The organism is Pseudomonas sp. LH21, assembly GCF_036549575.1.
Lineage (GTDB): Bacteria > Pseudomonadota > Gammaproteobacteria > Pseudomonadales > Pseudomonadaceae > Aquipseudomonas > Aquipseudomonas peradeniyensis.
On the sequence record NZ_CP144367.1, the window covers coordinates 1,117,672 to 1,138,061 of the forward strand.

General features: G+C 65.3%; 16 protein-coding genes. 3 read left to right on the forward strand and 13 right to left on the reverse strand.

Going from position 1 to position 20,390, the window contains the following annotated elements; translation table 11 throughout:
- Positions 1-34 precede the first annotated feature (34 nt).
- The 6 genes from VUG52_RS05290 to arcD (VUG52_RS05315) form a co-directional block, all read right to left on the reverse strand.
- On the reverse strand, positions 35-1,543 hold the full coding sequence (locus tag VUG52_RS05290) for a sigma-54-dependent transcriptional regulator (RefSeq protein ID WP_050704126.1): 1,509 nt from the start codon (positions 1,541-1,543) through the stop codon (positions 35-37).
- Positions 1,544-1,719: 176 nt separating this feature from the next.
- Positions 1,720-2,088: a DUF5064 family protein gene (locus VUG52_RS05295; RefSeq protein ID WP_050704127.1), complete on the reverse strand. Its 369-nt coding sequence runs from the start codon at positions 2,086-2,088 to the stop codon at positions 1,720-1,722.
- Between the two features lie 55 nt (positions 2,089-2,143).
- Complete coding sequence (arcC, locus tag VUG52_RS05300) at positions 2,144-3,073, reverse strand: carbamate kinase (protein WP_050704128.1); 930 nt, start codon at positions 3,071-3,073, stop codon at positions 2,144-2,146.
- A 139-nt stretch (positions 3,074-3,212) separates the two neighbouring features.
- Entirely contained in the window at positions 3,213-4,223 is a 1,011-nt protein-coding gene (locus VUG52_RS05305; protein ID WP_050704129.1) for an ornithine carbamoyltransferase, read from the reverse strand.
- 69 nt (positions 4,224-4,292) lie between these two features.
- Complete coding sequence (arcA, locus tag VUG52_RS05310) at positions 4,293-5,546, reverse strand: arginine deiminase (protein WP_028691983.1); 1,254 nt, start codon at positions 5,544-5,546, stop codon at positions 4,293-4,295.
- 33 nt (positions 5,547-5,579) lie between these two features.
- Positions 5,580-7,007, reverse strand: a complete 1,428-nt coding sequence (arcD, locus tag VUG52_RS05315) for an arginine-ornithine antiporter (RefSeq protein ID WP_050704130.1) — start codon at positions 7,005-7,007, stop codon at positions 5,580-5,582.
- Positions 7,008-7,432: 425 nt separating this feature from the next.
- Here arcD (VUG52_RS05315) and arcD (VUG52_RS05320) point away from each other — a divergent pair, with 425 nt between their 5' ends.
- Positions 7,433-8,860, forward strand: a complete 1,428-nt coding sequence (gene arcD / locus VUG52_RS05320) for an arginine-ornithine antiporter (protein WP_050704131.1) — start codon at positions 7,433-7,435, stop codon at positions 8,858-8,860.
- A gap of 148 nt (positions 8,861-9,008) precedes the next feature.
- Here arcD (VUG52_RS05320) and VUG52_RS05325 read toward each other — a convergent pair whose 3' ends face one another.
- From VUG52_RS05325 to gap, 7 genes are all read right to left on the reverse strand, one after another.
- Positions 9,009-10,343 carry a CoA transferase gene (locus tag VUG52_RS05325; protein ID WP_050704132.1) on the reverse strand — a complete coding sequence of 445 codons (1,335 nt, stop codon included), beginning with the start codon at positions 10,341-10,343 and terminating at the stop codon, positions 9,009-9,011.
- Between the two features lie 58 nt (positions 10,344-10,401).
- Positions 10,402-10,815: a YbaN family protein gene (locus VUG52_RS05330; RefSeq protein WP_050704133.1), complete on the reverse strand. Its 414-nt coding sequence runs from the start codon at positions 10,813-10,815 to the stop codon at positions 10,402-10,404.
- A gap of 49 nt (positions 10,816-10,864) precedes the next feature.
- Positions 10,865-11,470 carry a biliverdin-producing heme oxygenase gene (locus VUG52_RS05335; protein ID WP_028691979.1) on the reverse strand — a complete coding sequence of 202 codons (606 nt, stop codon included), beginning with the start codon at positions 11,468-11,470 and terminating at the stop codon, positions 10,865-10,867.
- Between the two features lie 174 nt (positions 11,471-11,644).
- Positions 11,645-14,251 carry a TonB-dependent receptor gene (locus VUG52_RS05340; protein WP_050704134.1) on the reverse strand — a complete coding sequence of 869 codons (2,607 nt, stop codon included), beginning with the start codon at positions 14,249-14,251 and terminating at the stop codon, positions 11,645-11,647.
- Between the two features lie 125 nt (positions 14,252-14,376).
- Positions 14,377-15,339: a FecR family protein gene (locus tag VUG52_RS05345; RefSeq protein ID WP_050704135.1), complete on the reverse strand. Its 963-nt coding sequence runs from the start codon at positions 15,337-15,339 to the stop codon at positions 14,377-14,379.
- A 93-nt stretch (positions 15,340-15,432) separates the two neighbouring features.
- Positions 15,433-15,945, reverse strand: a complete 513-nt coding sequence (locus tag VUG52_RS05350; RefSeq protein WP_050704136.1) for an RNA polymerase sigma factor — start codon at positions 15,943-15,945, stop codon at positions 15,433-15,435.
- 241 nt (positions 15,946-16,186) lie between these two features.
- A complete protein-coding gene (gap, locus tag VUG52_RS05355) occupies positions 16,187-17,188 on the reverse strand; it encodes a type I glyceraldehyde-3-phosphate dehydrogenase (RefSeq protein ID WP_050704137.1) in 1,002 nt (333 codons plus the stop codon).
- A gap of 266 nt (positions 17,189-17,454) precedes the next feature.
- Between gap and edd the strand changes: the two genes are divergently transcribed.
- Both edd and VUG52_RS05365 read left to right on the forward strand, forming a co-directional pair.
- Positions 17,455-19,281: a phosphogluconate dehydratase gene (gene edd / locus VUG52_RS05360; protein ID WP_050704138.1), complete on the forward strand. Its 1,827-nt coding sequence runs from the start codon at positions 17,455-17,457 to the stop codon at positions 19,279-19,281.
- Positions 19,278-20,234 carry a glucokinase gene (locus VUG52_RS05365; RefSeq protein ID WP_050704139.1) on the forward strand — a complete coding sequence of 319 codons (957 nt, stop codon included), beginning with the start codon at positions 19,278-19,280 and terminating at the stop codon, positions 20,232-20,234. Before edd ends, VUG52_RS05365 begins: the two co-directional genes overlap by 4 nt.
- Positions 20,235-20,390: the final 156 nt, after the last annotated feature.

Sequence of the window (20,390 nt, forward strand, 5' to 3'; positions counted from 1 at the left end):
CGTAATGAAATCGATACGACAGGTGTGGCCTGAGTCAACCTCGGGTTGGAATTCCGTACTTGCGCAAGCGCTGGGCAATGGCCGTATGCGAAGTCTGCAAGCGTCCGGCCAACTGCCGGGTCGAGGGGTAGCTGGCATACAGGCGCTGCAACAGTTCGCGCTCGAAATCCCCCACCGCCTGTTCCAGGCTGGCCACCTCGCCATCCTGGCCGCGTGCCACCGAGGTGCCAGCGATATCCAGGTCATCGATATCCACCAAGTTGCTTTCACAGATGGCCGCGGCGCGGAAGATCACGTTCTGTAGCTGGCGCACATTGCCCGGCCAGGGGTTGGCCAGCAGCGCCGGATGCGTGGCAGGCGCCAGTCGGCAGGCTGGGCGCTGGATCTGGGTGCAGGCCTGCTGCATGAAGAACTGCGCCAGCGACAGGATGTCCTGGCCGCGCTCGCGCAGGGGCGGGACTTGCAGGTTGAGCACGTTGAGGCGGTAGAACAGGTCTTCGCGGAAGGTGCCCTCGGCGACCATGCGTTCCAGGTCGCGGTGAGTGGCGCTGATGATGCGCACATCCACTTTCACCTCGCGGTCGCCGCCGACCCGGCGGAAGCTGCCGTCGCTGAGAAAACGCAGGAGCTTGGCCTGCAGGTACGGCGACATTTCGCCGATCTCGTCGAGGAACACCGTGCCCTGGTTGGCCAGCTCCATCAGCCCGGGCTTGCCGCCACGTTGCGCGCCGGTGAAGGCGCCGGGGGCATAGCCGAACAGTTCGCTCTCGGCCAGGCTCTCGGGCAGCGCCGCGCAGTTGAGGGCCAGGAACGGCGCGGCATGGCGACTGCTGATGGCGTGGCAGGCACGGGCCACCAGTTCCTTGCCGGTGCCTGTCTCGCCGTGCACCAGCAGTGGCGCATCGAGGGTGGCCACGCGCAAGGCGCGGGCCTTGAGGGTGCGGATTGCCGGGGAGTCGCCGAGCATGGCGTCGAAACCCTCGGCGTGATCGTGGTGCAGTGCCGACAGGCGTTCGCCCATGCGGTTGGGCGGGTAAAGGGTCAGCAGGCCGCCGGCGTGGGTGATCGGCGTGGCATCGAGCAGTAGGCTCTGGCCGTTCAACTGCATTTCGCGCATGGGCAGGTGGAAATTGTTGTCCAGCAGGGCCTGGAGCAGGTCCGGATCACCGAACAGTTCGCCCACCGAACGCCCGGCGGACTCACGTCCGCACAGGGCGATCAGCGCCGGGTTGGCCAGCAGCACCTTGCCCGCGCTGTCCACCGCCAGCACCGGGTCGCTCATGGCGGCGAGCAGGGCGTCGAGCTGCAGGTGCCGGCGTTGGCCGGGGAGGATGTCGACCACTTCCACCGATTGCACGCCGTGCACCTCGAGCAGGGCGTCGTGCAGCTCTTCAAGCACGGCGGGGCTGAGGGTCGGGGCGTCGATGTAGACGTTTGGCGGGACCATCTCCACGGCATCGAGGTTGAGGTTGCGGGCGCCGAGCAGGGCCAGGACTTCCTGGGTGATGCCGACGCGGTCGATGAAGCTGACGTGGATGCGCATGATGAGCGAGGCTTTGGCCGGGATGGGCGTCAGTATGCCTTGCGATGTCGTTCTAGCCCACTGTTGCCGGGGCTGCTGCGCAGCCCTTTCGCGGCACAAGGCCGCTCCTACAGGGGCGTGCGATCCCTGTAGGAGCGGCCTTGTGCCGCGAAAGGGCCGCGCAGCGGCCCCAAGGATCACTCCAGATGTTCAGGCTTGATCGGGTCACCCGATTTCACATCCAGCTTGGTGCGAATGTCTTCGAACATGTAGTCATACAGCTTGTGCGGCGAGCCGAGGTTCTCGAACTTCTTCGGCGCTGGCAGGTAGGACTGGGCCTTGCGGCTCAGTTGCATCAAAAAACTCGGCAGTACCTGGTCCTTGGCCAGGAAGAACTTTTCGTCCACCGCCTTGCCTTCGATCTTGCCATGCATGCGGAACTGGATGCCGCGGCCTTCACTCGGGTCCGACACGGCCTCGTAGTCGATGCACAGGTCGTAGCTGTGGTCGTTGGTGTTCAGCGCGGTGCGCTCGATATGCACGTGACCAGGTTGATACTGGGCCATGGCGAGTCCTCCGGAAGGTTGAAAACGGCGGGCGCCAGGCACCCGCCAACTGCATTCAACGGTAGCTGATACCGGGCTTGGCGGTGGAAACCCGCGTGCCGGCGGTGCCCTTGACGATGTCCTCGATGTTCTCCAGCGAGCTGATCACCGCCACCTTGCCGGTGTGGCGGGCGAAATCGCAGGCGGCCTGCACCTTCGGCCCCATGGAGCCTGCAGCGAAACCGAGCTTCTCGAGCTCCTCAGGGTGGGCCTGGGCGATGGCCTTCTGGGTCGGTTTGCCGAAATCGATGTACGCCGCGTCGACGTCGGTGGCGATGATCAGCAGGTCGGCTTCCAGCTGTTCGGCCAGCAGCGCCGAGCACAGGTCCTTGTCGATCACCGCCTCGATGCCCTTGAGCTTGCGGTTCTCGTCGTACATGGTGGGGATGCCGCCGCCGCCGGCGCAGATCACGATGCTGCTCTTCTCCAGCAGCCACTTGATCGGGCGGATCTCGAAGATGCGCTTGGGTTTCGGGCTGGCCACCACGCGGCGGTACTTGTCGCCGTCGGGCTTGACCACCCAGCCTTTTTCCTTGGCCAGGCGCTCGGCCTCGTCCTTGGCGTAGACCGGGCCAATGAACTTGGTCGGATCCTTGAACGCCGGGTCGTTGGCGTCCACTTCCACCTGGGTGAGCAGGGTGGCGAACGGCACCTCGAAGGCCAGCAGGTTGCCCAGCTCCTGTTCGATCATGTAGCCGATCATGCCTTCGGTCTCGGCGCCGAGCACGTCCAGCGGATAGGCTTCATCCGGCTTGTACGACAGCCCCTGCAGCGACAGCAGGCCGACCTGCGGGCCGTTGCCGTGGGCGATGACCAGTTCATTGCCGGGGTGGATCTTGGCGATCTGCTCGGTGGCGGTGCGGATATTGGCGCGCTGGTTGTCGGCGGTCATCGGCTCGCCGCGGCGCAGCAGGGCGTTGCCGCCCAATGCAACAACGATACGCATGGGGAATGTCCTTTCGTGGAAAACCTGTAATCGTGGGAGCGGGCTTGACCCGCGATGGCGTCGGACCAGGCAACGATGCCATCGCGGCTGGCGCTATCGCGGGGCAAGCCCGCTCCCACCGAGGAACCCTACATGGCCATCAAAGGTCAGCCAGGGTCGACACCAGGATCGCCTTGATCGTGTGCATGCGGTTTTCCGCCTGCTCGAAGGCGATGCACGCCGGCGACTCGAACACGTCATCGGTGACTTCGATGCCGTTGGCCAGGTCCGGATACTGCTCGGCGATCTGCTTGCCGACCTTGGTCTCGGAGTTGTGGAACGCTGGCAGGCAGTGCATGAACTTGGTGCGTGGATTGCCGGTGGCTTTCATCAGATCCTTGTTCACCTGGTAGGGCTTGAGCAGTTTGATGCGCTCGCCCCAGGCTTCGATCGGCTCACCCATCGACACCCAGACGTCGGTGTGGACGAAGTCCACGCCCTTGACCGCGGCTTTCGGGTCTTCGGTCAGGGTGATGCGCGCGCCGCTTTCCTCGGCGTATTTATGGCAGCGCTCGACCAGGTCGTCATGGGGCCACAGGGCCTTGGGCGCGGCGATGCGCACGTCCATGCCGAGCTTGGCGCCGATCAGCAGCAGCGAGTTGCCCATGTTGTTGCGGGCGTCACCCAGGTAGGCGTAGCTGATGTCGTGCAGCGGCTTGTCGCTGTGCTCACGCATGGTCAGCACGTCGGCGATCATCTGGGTCGGGTGGTACTCGTCGGTCAGGCCGTTGAACACCGGCACGCCGGCGAACTTGGCCAGTTCCTCGACGATCTCCTGCTTGAAGCCACGGTACTCGATGGCGTCGTACATGCGCCCGAGCACGCGGGCGGTGTCCTTCATGCTCTCCTTGTGGCCGATCTGCGAGGAGTTGGGGTCGATGTAGGTGACGTTGGCGCCCTGGTCGTAGGCGGCGACTTCGAAGGCGCAGCGGGTGCGGGTCGAGGTCTTCTCGAAGATCAAGGCGATGTTGTTGCCCTTCAGGTGCTGCTGCTCGGTACCGGTGTACTTGGCGCGCTTGAGGTCGCGGGACAGGTCCAGCAGGTAGCGCAGCTCGCGGGTGCTGTGATGTTCGAGGCTGAGCAGGTTGCGGTTGTGGATGTTGAACGCCATGACGGTTCTCCTAGGATTCGGTGAGGTGTCCGGCCGCCGCCTCGTGGGCGCGGCCGGGTTCGATGGGCGTTAGTAGTCGATAGGGTCGCGCACGATCGGGCAGGTCATGCAGTGGCCGCCGCCGCGGCCCCGGCCCAGCTCGCCGGCGCTGATGGTGATGACCTCGATCCCGGCCTTGCGCAGCAAGGTGTTGGTGTAGGTGTTGCGGTCGTAGCCGATGACCACGCCGGGCTCCACGGCCACCACGTTGTTGCCGTCATCCCATTGTTCGCGCTCGGCGGCGAAGCTGTTGCCGCCGGTCTCGACCACGCGCAGCTTGACCCCCAGGTGCTCGCCGACCACTTCGATGAACGACTTGTTCTCGCGGCGCACGTCCATGCCATACGGCTTGCTTTCGTCCGGACGGATGATGAACGGCACGATCTCCTTGACCACTTCCGGGAAGACCGTGACCAGGTCGCGGTCGCAGAAGCTGAACACGGTGTCCAGGTGCATCGCGGCGCGGGATTTCGGCAGGCCGGCGACGATGACTTTCTCCACCGCGCCCTTGGCGAACAGGTTCTGTGCCAGTTGGCCGATGGCCTGGCGCGAGGTGCGCTCGCCCATGCCGATGAGCACGACGCCCTTGCCGATCGGCATCACGTCGCCGCCTTCGAGGGTGGCGTTGCCGTGGTCCTTGTCCGGGTCGCCGTACCAGACCTGGAAGTCGGCGTTGGTGAACTCCTTGTGGAACTTGTAGATGGCGGTGGTCAGCAAGGTTTCCTGGCGTCGCGCCGGCCAGTACATCGGGTTGAGCGTCACGCCGCCGTAGATCCAGCAGGTGGTGTCGCGGGTGAACTGGGTGTTGGGCAGTGGCGGCAGGATGAAGCTGGAGTGGCCCAGGTAGTCGTTGTACATCTTGACCACGCTGGCGCCTTCGCTTTCCGGCAGGTCCTGGCCGGCCACGCCGCCGATCAGGAATTCGGCCAGGTGGCGTGGATCGAGGCCTTCGAGCCAGCTGCGCACTTCATTGGTGAGGCCGACGCCGACGGTGTCGGAGGTGATCTTGCGGTCGAGAATCCACTTCAACGCTTCGGGTTGCTGGACGATGTCGGTCAGCAGGTTGTGCATCTCCAGCACATCGACGCCGCGCTCGCGCATCTTGGTGACGAAGTCGAAGTGGTCGCGCTTGGCCTGGTCGACCCAGATCACGTCGTCGAACAGCAGTTCGTCGCAGTTGCTCGGGGTCAGGCGCTTGTGCGCCAGGCCCGGGCTGCAGACCATCACTTTGCGCAGCTTGCCGGCTTCGGAATGGACGCCGTATTTCTGTTTCTCAGTGGACATGGTGAATCCTCCTGTAAAGCGAAGACGTGGGGTTCAGAGAGTCAGGAAGCCGTCGTACAGGCCATAGGCTGCCACCAGGGCGCCCGCGACCACGGCGGCGAAGATCAGTTTTTCCACGCTGGTGAAGATCGGTTGGCCAACTTCGCGCTTGGCCTTGGCGAACAGGATCGCGCCAGGGGCGTAGAGCAGGGCCGAGAGCAGCAGGTATTTCACGCCGCCGGCGTAGAGCAGCCAGATCGCGTAGAGCAGGGCGATGCCGCCGATGATCAGGTCTTTCTTGCGTTCGGCCAGGGCCTGTTCGTAGGTTTCGCTGCGCCAGGCCAGCAGGAAGGCATAGGCCGCCGACCACAGGTAGGGCACCAGGATCATCGAGGTGGCGAGGTAGATCAGCGACAGGTAGGTGCTGTTGGAGAACAGGGTGATGACCAGGAAGATCTGCACCATGGCGTTGGTCAGCCACAGGGCGTTGGCCGGCACATGGTTGGCGTTCTCGCGGCGCAGGAACTCCGGCATGGTGTGGTCCTTGGCGGCGGCGAACATGATCTCGGCGCAAAGCAGCACCCACGACAGCAGGGCGCCCAGCAGCGAGATGATCAGGCCGACGCTGATCAGCACCGCGCCCCAGTGGCCGACCACGTGTTCCAGCACCGCGGCCATCGACGGGTTCTGCAGCTTGGCCAGCTCCGGCTGGGTCATCACGCCCAGCGACAGCACGTTGACCAGCACCAGGAACAGCAGCACGGTGACGAAGCCGATGACCGTGGCCTTGCCGACGTCGGAGCGTTTTTCTGCACGGGAAGAGAAGATGCTCGCGCCTTCGATGCCGATGAACACCCACACGGTTACCAGCATCATGTTGCGCACCTGGTTCATCACGCTGCCCAGCTCCGGCGTGCCGACGGCCCAGATGTCGGCGGTGAATACGTCGAGCTTGAAGGCGAACAGGCAGATCAGCGCGAACAACGCCAGCGGCACGACCTTGGCCACGGTGGTGACCAGGTTGATGAAGGCGGCTTCCTTGATGCCGCGCAGCACCAGGAAGTGCACGGCCCACAGCAGGATCGAAGCACCGATCACCGCCGCCGGGGTGTTGCCTTCACCGAATACCGGGAAGAAATACCCCAGGGTGCTGAACAGCAGCACGAAGTAGCCGACGTTGCCCAGCCAGGCACTGATCCAGTAGCCCCAGGCCGAAGAGAAGCCCATGTAGTCGCCGAAACCGGCCTTGGCGTAGGCGTACACCCCGCCGTCAAGATCGGGCTTGCGGTTGGCCAGGGTCTGGAAGACGAAGGCGAGGGTGAGCATGCCCACCGCAGTGATGGCCCAGCCGATCAGCACGGCGCCGACGCCAGCGCTGGCGGCCATGTTCTGGGGCAACGAGAAGATCCCGCCACCGATCATCGAGCCGACGACAAGTGCAACGAGTGCACCTAGTTTTAGTTTTCCGGGAGAATCAGACATTTAACGACTCCGTACCAGGAGAAAGTTGACCTCAGAATAAATCTGACGCCTGGATCATTCGCTGACTTAGATCAGTTCATGCCCGCATGAAGATCAGAAAAATCCTTCACGCGCCTCCTGGAGGATGCCGACAGCTCTGACGCAGGCCTTGTGCGCTGGCACCTCCATGCCTTTCTAGAGCAAACGCTCCGTTTCGCCTGCGAACTGAGAAGTTAGTCCGTTTTGCGGTTTTCGCAAATTTTTCACAGCAAATAGCGACGGGTTTAGACGATCCGCAAAGTAGTCGACTAATGTGGTTTTTATTAAGGTGTCGGTATAGACAGCATGGTTATGAGTGCTATAGGTTTAATGGCTTTATTTGATAAAAAACTTGTAACAATAGTGTCGGCCAATACGTTCACGCGCGCCCGCGCACGAGGAGTCCTATGAGCGAACCGGGACAGAAACTGCGCCTAGGTGCGCTGATCGCGCTGGTGGTCGGCTCGATGATCGGTGGCGGGATCTTCTCGTTGCCGCAGAACATGGCGGCCCGCGCCGATGTCGGGGCGGTGCTGATCGGCTGGGGCATCACCGCGGTGGGGATGCTGGCGCTGGCCTTCGTGTTCCAGACCCTGGCCAACCGCAAGCCGGAGCTGGACTCCGGGGTGTACGCCTACGCCAAGGCCGGCTTCGGCGACTACATGGGCTTTTCTTCCGCGTGGGGCTACTGGATCAGTGCCTGGCTGGGTAACGTCGGCTACTTCGTGTTGCTGTTCAGTACCCTGGGCTTCTATTTCCCGGTGTTCGGCGAAGGCAACACGCCGGTGGCCATCGGCTGCGCCTCGCTGCTGCTGTGGGCGGTGCATTTCCTGGTGCTGCGCGGCATCAAGGAGGCCGCCTTCATCAACCAGGTGACCACCGTGGCCAAGGTCGTGCCGCTGCTGATGTTCATCGTCATCGCCGCCTTCGCCTTTCGCGCCGACATCTTTACCCGCGACATCTGGGGCCTGAGCAATCCGCAGTTCGGCAGCGTGCTGGAGCAGGTGCGCAACATGATGCTGGTGACGGTGTTCGTGTTCATCGGCATCGAGGGCGCGAGTGTCTATTCGGGGCGGGCGCTGCATCGCTCGGACGTGGGCAAGGCCACCGTGGTCGGTTTTCTCGGCGTGCTGGCGTTGCTGGTGCTGGTCAACGTGCTGTCGCTGGGGGTGATGACCCAGCCGGAGCTGGCTGGCTTGCAGAACCCCTCCTTGGCTTCGGTGCTGGAGCATATCGTCGGGCCGTGGGGGGCGCTGTTGATCAGCATCGGCCTGGCGGTGTCGCTGCTGGGTGCATTGCTGTCGTGGGCGCTGCTGTGCGCCGAGATTCTCTATGCCACCGCCCGGGACAAGACCATGCCGCGCTTCCTGGCGCGGGAGAATGCCAACCAGGTGCCGGCCAACGCCCTGTGGCTGACCAATGTGATGATCCAGGGCTTCCTGCTGATCACGCTGTTCTCGGCGGGGACCTACACCAGCCTGATCTACCTGGCGTCATCGATGATCCTGGTGCCGTACTTCTGGTCGGCGGCCTATGCGGTGCTGCTGGCCTGCCGCGGTGAAGGCTACCAGGGGCAGGCGGGGCTGCGGCGCAAGGACCTGCTGGTGGCGGCGATCGCGCTGCTGTACGCGGTCTGGCTGCTGTATGCCGGAGGGCTCAAGTACGTGCTGCTGTCGGCGCTGCTGTATGCGCCTGGGGTGATCCTGTTCGCCCGGGCCAAGCAAGAGCAGGGGCAGGTGCTGTTCACTGCGTGGGAGAAATTGATCTTCGCGGCGGTGCTGGCGGGGGCGGGGCTGGCGGCGTACGCCCTGTATTCGGGGTTGTTGAGCCTGTGATCAGGCCGGGCATTGACCCTGTAGGAGCGGCCTTGTGCCGCGAAAGGGACGCGCAGCGGCCCCTGGGTTTCAGGAATGCCTCAGGATTGCCGGGGCTGCTACGCAGCCCTTTCGCGGCACAAGGCCGCTCCTACAGGGGATCTGGCAGTCACCACTGGGCAGGTGCGGAACCAAGCTCGCAGGCTCCCCGCGCCCAGCTCATGGTGGCCTCGCCCACTTTCAACGGCGCTCTGATCCGCTGTGCTTCGCCCCAAGGTGTGCGTTCGATGCGCGGATCGATGTCCAGCGCCGATTCTGCGGCCAGCGCCAGGTCCTCTTCCACGGTGCCTCGTTCGATCAGCAATGCCGCCGTGCGTGCCAGTGACAGCCTCGACCGGCATCCCTCGCCTCGCCCCAGCGCCCGTATCACTTCGGCCGCCATCAGGTATCCGGTGGCGTGATCCAGCGCCTGCACCGGTAGTGGTACAGGCCGATCCGCCTGGCGCCAGCGCATGCCTTCGCGGGCGATGCCGGTGCTCATCTGCACCAGGCTGTCGAATCCGCGCCGGTCTTGCCAGGGGCCGCTCCAGCCATAGGCGTTCAGGCTCACATCGATCAGCCCGGGGTTGAGCTGGCGTCGTCGTTCGACACCCAGGTCGAGCCGTTCGAAGGCATCGGCGCGGTAACCGTGTACCAGTACATCGGCCTCGGCCAGCAAGCGCTCGAAGCATTGACGGCCGGCAAGAGTGCGTAGGTCTAGGCGGGCGCAGCGCTTGCCCAGGGTAACCTCGGCGGCCACCGCGGGCTCTTCCCAGTCGGGTGGGTCTATCCGTAGCACGTCGGCACCAAAAGCGGCCAGCAGGCGGGTGGCGATGGGGCCGGCGAGGATGCGGGTGAGGTCGAGGACCTTGATGCCGGCCAACGGTCGATCTGCGCTGCCGCGCCAGGCCAGGGTGGTTGCGGTGAAGACCTGGCGCAGGATCAGCGGTTCCTGGTTCACTGCCAATCCCTGGGGATGCGCGCACCATTCGGGCCAACTGCGCATCCGCGCCGCGCAGCCACCGGCTCTCACTACTGCAGCTTCCAGTGCATCGGCGTCCCAGCGGGCGACCTTGTTGGCGACACTGGCACGGTCGGCTTGGGCACCCAGTACCCGCAGGGCGGCGGTGCGGTGGTGCGCCGCGTTGGTGTGCAGGCGGATCCAGCCGTCGCGGGCCTGATAGTCGCCGGCGATGGCATCCCACAGCGGCGGTGGCTCCCAGCCGCCAGGCCGCAGGCTGGTGGCGAACCAGAAGGACGCCAGGCGGCGGTCGATGTGCACCAGAGGGCAGTGGCCCGACTGGCCCCGGAGCAGATCGGCCAGGGCCAGGCCGCAGGCGGCGAGGCTGGCGGCGGCCAGTTCGGTTACTGCAAATGTGGAGGGCAGGGCGCCGATGCCGTGCCAACTTACGGCGGTGGGGGAGAGTTGTAGTGAATGGGCGATGGTGTCGAGCAATGGCTGCATGCCGGATCCTCCTTCGTGGATCCCATTGCAGTACATCCGGCGCCGCAGCGCAAATGAATCAACCTTGCAGTTCGACAGCGGCTGGTGGCGTCGGACGTTCCGGACGCGACCAGATCCACAGGTTGCCCAGGGTCATGCCGGCGATGGCGAGGAACACCGGCCAGTGGTGCTCGAGGAAGGTCAGCATCAGGCCGGCGCACAGCAGCATGCTGATGGTCGCGCTGACCTTGGCGCGGCGCTGGATCACCTTGCCGTTGCGCCAGTTGTAGAGAATCGGACCGAATAGCCGGTGGTTCTCCAGCCAGGCGGACAGGCGCGGCGAGCTGCGGGTCGCGGCCCAGGCGGCGAGGAGGATGAACTCGGTGGTGGGCAGCCCGGGAATGACGATGGCCACGAGGCCAATGCCCAGGCTGACATAGGCCAGGATCGCGTAGAGCAGGCGGGACAGTTTCGAGCGGGCAATTCGGGTCATGGTCTCACTGCAACGGTGTGGCCGCCCGCAGGCGGCCGGGTAAAGCGTGTCAGGCCAGCGCGGCATCGGCGGCGTAGGCATGCTTGAGCAGCTCGGTGAAGCGCTCGAAGGCGGCAACCGCGCCACGTTCGGCGGCGGCGTCTTCCTCGGGCGACAGCTCCAGGCTGTCGAGGATGCGTGTGAACTGCTTCCAACCCTCGGCACGGCCACCGGCCGGCTCGCCCAGGTGACGGGCACCGAAGGTCTCGGACAGCTCCAGGGCCACGGCGCGCTTGATCAGGAACGCGGCGCCCAGTTTGGAGCCTTCGGAGACGAAGATCCAGCCCAGGGCCTCACCCAGGCTTGGCTTGCCCAGGGCGCCGGCGAAGGGCGCGGGCACTTCGGTGTCGAGGTCGGCCAGGTCCAGGCGGGCCTGTTCGGCGCGGCAACGCGCGGCGAGGTCGGGCACGATGGCGATCAGTTGCGGGTCGGTGTACAGCGCCTGCAGCTCGGACTGGAACAGGTACTGGGCAACCACGAAGCGGGCGAAGCTTTCACGGCTGTCGAACGGCTTGTGCGATTTGACCAGGGCGTCCAGCTCGGTGTGCGGGGCGTGGGTGACCTGGTTCAGGCGCTGGGAGCGCAGGGCGGCGCGTTCGGTGGAAGGGGCGGTCATGGGGGCATCCTTGGAAAATGGGGCTGTCTAGTGACAAGACGAAACAGAAGACGCGGGACAGTAAAAAAACCTCACCTGCGAAGTGAAATCATTCTCATGATCTAGAGCCGGGGCCATCGCGGGGCTGTGGGAGCGGGCCTGCCCCGCGATGGCGGTGACGTCGATCTCGATCGGTCAGATATCCCACACCAGGTTGATGGCGAAGTTGCGTCCCGGCGCTGTCAGGCGATCCAGGTTGGCCGGCTGGGTGACGGCGGCTTCGCCCACGCCATTCTGGTCGCCGACCATGGCGTACTTGCGCACGTCATCCCACTGCCAGTACTTCTTGTCGGCCAGGTTGTAGATGCCGCCGTTGACGGTCAGGTCGTCGGTGATCCGGTAGAAGCCGGTCAGGTCCAGCACACCGTAGCCGGGTGTGCGGAAGTTCGAGCTGGAACCGTCGGGGGCGAAGAACTTGGTGTCGTCCACGCGGTTCTTGCGCTTGACCACGGTCCAGCTGAGCTGGGTGCCATAGTCGACCTGCTCGTAGCCCAGGCCGAATACGCCGGTCAGCGGGTTGACGCTGTTCAGCGGTTGCCCGGTGTCGTCGTTGCGCCCGTAGGCATAGGCGATGGAACCGACGGTGTACAGGCCTTCAGGCGCGCCGAAGCGATCCAGGTTGAGGCGGCCCTTGACTTCGGCGCCCTTGATGGTGGCGTGCTTGATGTTGTTGGCCTGGAAGGAGGTCCCCAGGTTGGTCGACTGCACGGCCTCTTCGTTGATGAAGTCGCGGTACTTGTTGTAGAACACCGCGACATCGAAGTTGCCGGCGTCGAAGTTGCCACGCAGGCCGGTTTCGTAGCTCTTGCTCTTCTCAGGCTCCAGCCCCGGGTTGGGCTCGACCACATAGCCGCCGGCGAGGTTTTCGAAGCGGCCCCAGATCGCCTTGGCGCTCGGCGTGCGGAAACCTTCGGCGTACTGCCCGTACCAGGTGTAGTTGTCGTTGAAGGCATAGGTCACGCCCAGCTTGGGCGATACGCGGTGCCATTTCTTGTCGTCGTCGTTCAGACGGCTTTGCCCGGTGGGGCTGGTGCTCTGCACGCCGCGCAGGTATTCGGCGGTCATCTTCGGATCGATGCGGGTGTAGTCGTAGCGAGCGCCTGGCAGGAAGGTCCAGTTGTTCCAGCGGATCTCGTCCTGGGCGAACAGGCTGTAGGTGTTGACGGTCGGATCCGGGAAATCGCTGACCGGCGCCGGGGTGTCGGCCGGGCTGGTCTGGCCAATGAATCGGCAGGCGCCGCCCACCACCAGGCAGGTGCCCTTGCCGGTGCGCAGGCCGGTGATCTTTTCGTGCTTGAGCGTGGTGCCGTAGGTGAGCAGGTGGTCGGTTTCACCAATGCGGAACGCCTTGTCCAGCTGGGCATCAAGCACCCATTGGCGGTCCTTGTAGGTGGTGTCGCGTTCGCGCAGCACGGTACGGCTGAACGGGAAGTAGATTTCCGAGGTTGCCTGGTCGGTCTTGGCGATCTGGTAGTTCAGGCTCCACTTGACGTGGTCGGCGACCAGCGAATCCAGGCCGAATTCATGATTGATGCCGAAACGCTCGCGGGTGACGGTATCGTTGCCGGTGCGGCTGCGGTACATGCCCATGGGCGAGCCACCGTTGAACGGTCCGCCCACTGCGCTGAGGATGTTCTGGTCGCGATCATCCTTGTAGTGCTCGTAGGTCAACCCGAGGCGCGCGTCGTCGGCGTAGTTCCAGCCCAGCTTGGCCAGCACGTTGGTGGTGCGAACGTCCTCGGGGTTGGCTTTGGTCCGGTTGATGCCGACGCCGCCATGCCCGCCATAGGACTCGGTCTCATGGCCATTGCGCTGGCTGAGGTGCAGCAGGCCGTCGAAGTCACCCTGGCGGCCCGCGACGGTGGCCGAGGTCAGCCAGTTTTCGTCGGCGGAGCTGTAGCCGGTCTTCAGGCGTGCGCCGACATCCTTGCCAGGCTTGATGATGTCTTCGGGGTCAAGGGTGTAGTAGCTCACCGCGCCGCCGATGGCGTTGCTGCCGTACAGCACGGAGGCCGGGCCACGCAGGATCTCCACGCGCTTGACGATCTCGGGGTCGACATAGTTGCGCTGGGTCTGGGCGTAGGGGCCGTTGAAGAAGCTGTCGGGAATCGACACGCCGTCCACCTGGGTCAGCACCCGGTCGCCATCGATACCGCGGATGTTGTAGCCGTTCAGGCCGCTGCGCTGGCCGCTGCCGGACACCGACACGCCGGGCTCGTAGCGCACCAGTTGCTTGATATCGTTGACGTTCTGCCGATCCAGCTGTTCGCGGGTCTGCACGCTGACGGTGCTCGGCACCTGGCTGACATCCTGGGCGCTGCGGGTGGCGCTGACGGTCACCTGTTGCAGGGCGATGGCGTTGTCGGCGGACTGGCGCTCGAGCACCACGTTGCCGTTGCCGATCTTGCGGTAGCCCAGGCCGGTGCCGCGCAGCAGGCGTTGCAGCGCCATCTCCGGGGCCAGCGAGCCCTGCACGCCGGGCGAGGCCACGCCATCGGCGAGCTCGGCGCTGAAGCCGACCTGCCAGCCGGTCACCTTGCTGAAGGCGTTGATGGCCTCGACCAGCGGCTGCTGGGCGATGGCGAAACGGTAGTCGCCCATGCGCGGGCTGCTGGCCTGGGCCGGTTCCACGGCCAGCGCCGGCAGGCTGCAGGCGCCGCTGGCGAGCAGGGCCAGGGTCAGCAGGGACAATTGCCCGCGACGGCGGGAAGAAGTGGACGGGCGGGTCTGACCTGTGGGCATCGAAAGCGCTCCCTGTCGCGCGTGAGTTATAGGCGGTGCTTGTTCTCGTTTTCGAACGAGAATCAATCGTATTGGCTATAACGAGACGGGCGAGGCAGGGTGATCGCGTAAAAAAACTTACCGGGTCAGTTGAGAATCACCACGGCTGGGTACTCGTGCAGTTGCGCCGAGGTGATATGGGCGAGGGCGCGCAGGGTTTCCAGCGGCTGGTCGAGGCGGTAGTTGCCGGTGACCGCGACCTGCTCCAGGTGGGCGTTGCTATTGATGATCCAACCCGGGTAATAGCGGCGGACTTCCGCGAGCACCTGGCTCAGCGGGCAGTTCTCGAACACCAGGCGGCCTTCGACCCAGGCCAGGTCCTTGCTCATGTCGGGGCGCTGACGCTGGCCGAACCCCTTGGGGCCGACGCTGATGCTGTCGCCGGCGCTCAGGCGGATGCGCTGGTCGCTCGCGGCCTGCAGGTCGACATCGCCGCGCTGCACCCGCACCTGGGCCTCGCCATCGAGGTAGCGCACGGCGAAGTCGGTGTCGCGCACGCTGGCGCGCAACGGGCCGGCCTGGACTTCCAGGGGCGGCTGGCTGGTATTGGATACCTGGAAGTACGCCTCGCCCTGCAGCAGGCGGGCGACCTTGCGGCCCTCTCGCTCGTCGCTGGCGAAGGCCGAGTTGGTGTTGAGCAGCACCTTGGCGCCCGGGTCCAGCTCCAGGCGCTGGCGTTCGCCGACCACGGTCAGGTGGTCGGCCTGCAGGCGCACCGGCAGGTTGCCGAAGGTGAACAGCCCGACCAGCAGCACGGCGGCGGTGGCCAGCGGTTTCCAGTGGCTGCGCAGGCGCCCGGCGAGCGAGCGCTTGCGCCTGTGTTGCAACTGGCCGGCGGCCTGGCGCAGCGAGGCGCCGTTCCAAAGTGCTTCGGCCTCGACATAGGCCTCGGCGTTTTCCGGCTCGGCCCCCAGCCAGTGCTCGAAGGCGCGGGTGTCGTCCTCGCTGGCGCACTGCAGGCGGATCAACCAGTCCAGCGCCTCCTCGCGGGCACGGGCGCGGGCATCAGGCTCGGCGGGTGACGGGCGAGGGGTGGGGTGGTCGGTCACGGGGGATCCTTGAGAGGGGCTTTTTTTGCGCATGATCAGTGCAGGCCCGGTCCATGGCAAGGGCTTTGCGCGGGGCAGCGGCGAGCGGTCGCATCACTGGTGACGATCGGCCACGCCCATGCAGATGGCCATGATCAGTTTCAGCTCTTTCTGCACAGTGCTGGCCGAGACCTTCAGTTGGTCGGCGATTTCCAGGTAGCTGGCGCCGTGCAGGCGGCTGAGGATGAAGATGCGCTGCTGGCGTTCGCTGAGCTGGCCGAGGCTGACGCTCAGGTGCTTGAGCAGTTGCTCGGCGTGGGTGGCGTCCTCGCTGCTGGCCGAGGGGGCGGCGACATTGTGCAGGACCTGCTCGGGCACATCGTCCACCAGCGTGCGCGCCTGCACCCGACGTGCCCGCAGGTGGTCCAGGGCCAGGTTGCGCGCGGTCTGGAAGACGAAGGGCTCGAGGTGTTCGATCGGCCGCTCGCCCAGGGCGCGGGTGACCCGCAGGTAGGTTTCCTGCAGCAGGTCCTCGGCGGTGCTGGAGTTGCCCACCATGCGCTGCAAGGTGCGCAGCAGGGAGAGGCGCTGGGTGAGGAACACTGAGTTGAACCGGGACTGACTCACGGGGAAACCTGGTCGTTTTTCGGGTGAATGATAATGCTTATCATCCATGCTCGAGGTCAAGCGCAGAAATGTCACGATCAGGTAAATAATGCGGCTAACGCGACCCGTGTAGGAGCGGCCTTGTGCCGCGAAAGGGCCGCGAAGCGGCCCCAGGATTTCGATGTGAATGCAGAAGTTGCTGGGGCCGCTTCGCGCCCCTTTCGCGGCACAAGGCCGCTCCTACATGGGATCGCGTAAGACTTCACCTGGCGTTGAACAACGCCAGGCAGTTGTCCAGCATGCGGTTGGAGAAGCCCCATTCGTTGTCGTACCACGCCAGCACCTTGAGCATGCGCCCGTTGGCGCGGGTGTGGTTGGCGTCGAAGATCGACGACAGCGGGTTGTGGTTGAAGTCGCACGACACCAGCGGCAGGGCGTTATAGCCCAGCACCCGCGAGTGGCGGCTGGCCTCGAGGAACAGCTGGTTGACTTCGTCGGCGCTGGCCTCGCGCTTGAGGTTGACCGTGAGGTCGACCAACGACACGTTGATCACCGGTACCCGCACGGCCATGCCGGTGAGCTTGCCGGCCAGTTCCGGCAGCACCAGGCCCACGGCTTCGGCGGCGCCGGTCTTGCTCGGGATCATCGACTGGGTGGCCGAGCGGGCGCGGTAAGGGTCGCCGTGGTAGACGTCGGTGAGCACCTGGTCGTTGGTGTAGGCATGGATGGTGGTCATCAGGCCTTGCTCGATGCCGAACTCGCGGTGCAGCACCTGGGCGATCGGCGCCAGGCAGTTGGTGGTGCACGAGGCGTTGGAGATGATCTGGTGCGAGGCGCGCAGCACATCGTGGTTGACCCCGTACACCACGGTGGCATCGGCGCCCTTGGCCGGCGCGCTGACGATCACCTTGGCGGCGCCGGCCGTCAGGTGGGCGGCGGCCTTGGCGCGTTCGGTGAACAGCCCGGTGCACTCGAACACCACGTCGATGGCCAGGGTCTTCCAAGGGAGTTCGGCGGGGTTGCGGATGGCGCTGACGGCGATGCGGTCGCCATTGACGGTGAGGCTTTCGTGGTCGGCCTCGACACTGGCGTCGAAAATGCCGTGGACGCTGTCGTACTTGAGCAGATGGGCGTTCATCGCGCTGTCGCCCAGGTCGTTGATGGCGACGACCTGCAGGTCCTGGCGGTAGCCCTGCGTGTACAGTGCGCGCAGGACGTTGCGTCCGATGCGGCCGAATCCGTTGATGGCGATGCGTAGGGTCATGGCGTTACCTCTGGCAGTCGGGTGAAGCCTGTGGCACAAAGAGCAGCTTCACTGAAACGGTTTTGTTGTTGGAATTACAAGATTATTCACCGAGAGATAGAAAACAAGCCTTTTTGCTGGCAGTATTTTGTTTAAACATACAACGAGTGGTCGGGTCAGCCCCATTTCGAACGGTCCAGGCACCTTTTTCTAGAGCCTAGGTCGCAATCGTTTGGAGGGGAAATGGCCTGGTGAAGCCGCCCCACAGTTAGCCTGGAGTCCAGTACATGCATCCGCGCATCCTTGAGGTCACCGAACGGCTGATCGCCCGCAGCCGCCGTACCCGTGAACGCTACCTTGAGCTGATCCGTGGGGCGGCCAGTGACGGACCCATGCGCGCCAGCCTGCAGTGCGCCAACTTCGCCCATGGCGTGGCCGGCTGTGGCGGCGAGGACAAGCAGACCCTACGCCTGATGAACGCCGCCAACGTGGCCATCGTCTCGGCCTACAACGACATGCTCTCGGCGCACCAGCCGTACCAACACTTCCCCGAACAGATCAAGCAGGCCCTGCGCGAAGTCGGCTCGGTCGGCCAGTTCGCCGGCGGCGTGCCGGCCATGTGCGATGGCGTGACCCAGGGCGAGCCGGGCATGGAGCTGGCCATCGCCAGCCGCGAAGTGATCGCGATGTCCACCGCCATCGCCCTGTCGCATAACATGTTCGACGCCGCCCTGATGCTGGGCATCTGCGACAAGATCGTTCCCGGCCTGATGATGGGCGCATTGCGTTTCGGCCACCTGCCGACCATCTTCGTGCCGGGCGGGCCGATGGTCTCGGGCATCTCCAACAAAGAGAAGGCCGATGTGCGCCAGCGCTACGCCGAGGGCAAGGCCACCCGCGAGCAACTGCTCGAATCGGAAATGAAGAGCTACCACGGCCCGGGCACCTGCACCTTCTACGGCACCGCCAACACCAACCAGCTGGTGATGGAGGTGATGGGGCTGCACCTGCCGGGCGCTTCGTTCGTCAACCCGTACACGCCACTGCGCGATGCCCTCACCGCCGAAGCCGCGCGCCAGGTCACGCGCATGACCAAGGCCAGCGGCAACTTCATGCCCATCGGTGAGATCGTCGACGAAAAGGCGCTGGTCAACTCGATCGTCGCCCTGCACGCCACCGGCGGCTCGACCAACCACACCCTGCACATCCCGGCCATCGCCCAGGCCGCCGGTATCCAGCTGACCTGGCAGGACATGGCCGACCTGTCCGAGGTGGTGCCGACGCTGTCCCACGTCTATCCGAACGGCAAGGCCGACATCAACCACTTCCAGGCCTCCGGCGGCATGGCGTTCCTCATTCGCGAGCTGCTCGATGCGGGCCTGCTGCACGAGGACGTCAACACCGTGGCCGGGCATGGCCTGCGCCGTTATACCCAGGAGCCGTTCCTCGAAGATGGCCAACTGGTGTGGCGCGAAGGGCCGAAGGACAGCCTCGACGAAAGCATCCTGCGCCCGGTGGCGCGGCCGTTCTCCGCCGAGGGCGGCTTGCGGGTCATGGAGGGTAACCTCGGGCGCGGCGTGATGAAGGTGTCGGCGGTGGCGCCTGAGCACCGCGTGGTCGAGGCGCCTGCCCGGGTGTTCCACGACCAGCAGGCGCTGGCCGATGCGTTCAAGGCCGGCGAACTGGAGCGCGACTTCGTCGCCGTGGTGCGCTTCCAGGGCCCGCGTTGCAACGGCATGCCCGAGCTGCACAAGCTGACGCCGTTCCTCGGCGTGCTGCAGGACCGCGGCTTCAAGGTGGCGCTGGTGACCGACGGGCGCATGTCCGGCGCCTCGGGCAAGATCCCGGCGGCCATCCACGTGTGCCCGGAAGCCTTCGACGGCGGCCCGCTGGCGCGGGTGCGCGATGGTGATATCGTGCGCGTCGATGGTGCCGAAGGCACGCTGCGGATCATGGTCCCGGCCGAGGAACTGGCCAGCCGTGAGCTGCCCGAGCCGCCCACGGGCAACGACCTGGGCTGCGGGCGCGAGCTGTTCGGCTTCATGCGCGTGGCGTTCAGTTCCGCCGAACAGGGCGCGAGCGCCTTCACCTCGGCCCTGGAGAACCTCAAATGAAGGCCTTGCTGGTCGGCGACATCGGTGGCACCAACGCACGTTTTGCCTTGTGGCGCGACAACGAGCTGCAGGCGGTCCAGGTGCTGGCCACCGCCGACTACACCAGCCCCGAGCAGGCCATCGAGGCCTACCTCGCCGACCAGAGCATCGCCCGTGGCGGCCTGGCGGCGGTGTGCCTGGCGGTGGCCGGTCCCGTGGACGGCGACGAATTCCGCTTCACCAACAACCACTGGCGCCTGAGCCGCAGCGCGTTCTGCCAGACGCTGCAGGTCGAGCGCCTGTTGCTGATCAACGATTTTTCCGCCATGGCCCTGGGCATGACCCGCCTGCGCGACGGTGAATTCCGCGAGGTCTGCGCAGGCCTCGCCGACCCGGCGCGTCCGGCACTGGTGATCGGCCCCGGCACCGGCCTGGGCGTGGGCAGCCTGCTGCGCCTGGGCGAGCACTGGCTGGCGCTGCCGGGGGAGGGCGGGCATGTCGACCTGCCGGTGGGCAATGCCCGCGAGGCGGCGATCCACCAGGAGATTCACCGGCAGATCGGCCATGTCAGCGCCGAGACGGTGCTCAGTGGCGGTGGGCTGGTGCGCTTGTACCAGGCGATCTGCGCGCTCGACGGCGCCACGCCGACGCACAAGACCCCGGCGCAGATCACCGACGCGGCCCTGGCCGGCGAGCCCCGGGCGCTGGCGGTGATCGAGCAGTTCTGCCGCTTCCTCGGGCGGGTGGCGGGCAACAACGTGCTCACCCTGGGCGCCCGGGGTGGGGTCTACATTGTCGGTGGGGTGATTCCGCGTTTCGCCGAGTTGTTCCTGGGCAGCGGATTCGCCGCGAGTTTCGCCGACAAGGGCTGCATGAGTGGTTATTTCGCCGGGGTGCCGGTATGGCTGGTGACCGCGGAGTTTTCCGGGTTGCTGGGGGCCGGGGTGGCCTTGCAGCAAGCGTTGGATCATTGATCGCTGGGGCCGCTTTGCGACCCTTTCGCGGCACAAGGCCGCTCCTACAGGGGAAACGCGATCAACGGTAGGAGCGGCCTTGTGCCGCGAAAGGGCTGCAAGGCAGCCCCGTACAGCAGGCATGAAGATCTGCGTTTACAAGAGGACTGACCACTG

Excerpts from the sequence above, each read along its gene's own strand:
- VUG52_RS05330 (WP_050704133.1), bottom strand. The coding sequence starts at position 10,815 with ATGACCCGAATTGCCCGCTCGAAACTGTCCCGCCTGCTCTACGCGATC.
- VUG52_RS05325 (WP_050704132.1), bottom strand. The coding sequence starts at position 10,343 with ATGCAGCCATTGCTCGACACCATCGCCCATTCACTACAACTCTCCCCC.
- VUG52_RS05305 (WP_050704129.1), bottom strand. The coding sequence starts at position 4,223 with ATGGCGTTCAACATCCACAACCGCAACCTGCTCAGCCTCGAACATCAC.
- arcD (WP_050704131.1), top strand. The coding sequence starts at position 7,433 with ATGAGCGAACCGGGACAGAAACTGCGCCTAGGTGCGCTGATCGCGCTG.
- VUG52_RS05365 (WP_050704139.1), top strand. The coding sequence starts at position 19,278 with ATGAAGGCCTTGCTGGTCGGCGACATCGGTGGCACCAACGCACGTTTT.
- VUG52_RS05295 (WP_050704127.1), bottom strand. The coding sequence starts at position 2,088 with ATGGCCCAGTATCAACCTGGTCACGTGCATATCGAGCGCACCGCGCTG.
- VUG52_RS05335 (WP_028691979.1), bottom strand. The coding sequence starts at position 11,470 with ATGACCGCCCCTTCCACCGAACGCGCCGCCCTGCGCTCCCAGCGCCTG.
- arcA (WP_028691983.1), bottom strand. The coding sequence starts at position 5,546 with ATGTCCACTGAGAAACAGAAATACGGCGTCCATTCCGAAGCCGGCAAG.
- arcD (WP_050704130.1), bottom strand. The coding sequence starts at position 7,007 with ATGTCTGATTCTCCCGGAAAACTAAAACTAGGTGCACTCGTTGCACTT.
- arcC (WP_050704128.1), bottom strand. The coding sequence starts at position 3,073 with ATGCGTATCGTTGTTGCATTGGGCGGCAACGCCCTGCTGCGCCGCGGC.
- VUG52_RS05340 (WP_050704134.1), bottom strand. The coding sequence starts at position 14,251 with ATGCCCACAGGTCAGACCCGCCCGTCCACTTCTTCCCGCCGTCGCGGG.
- edd (WP_050704138.1), top strand. The coding sequence starts at position 17,455 with ATGCATCCGCGCATCCTTGAGGTCACCGAACGGCTGATCGCCCGCAGC.
- VUG52_RS05290 (WP_050704126.1), bottom strand. The coding sequence starts at position 1,543 with ATGCGCATCCACGTCAGCTTCATCGACCGCGTCGGCATCACCCAGGAA.
- gap (WP_050704137.1), bottom strand. The coding sequence starts at position 17,188 with ATGACCCTACGCATCGCCATCAACGGATTCGGCCGCATCGGACGCAAC.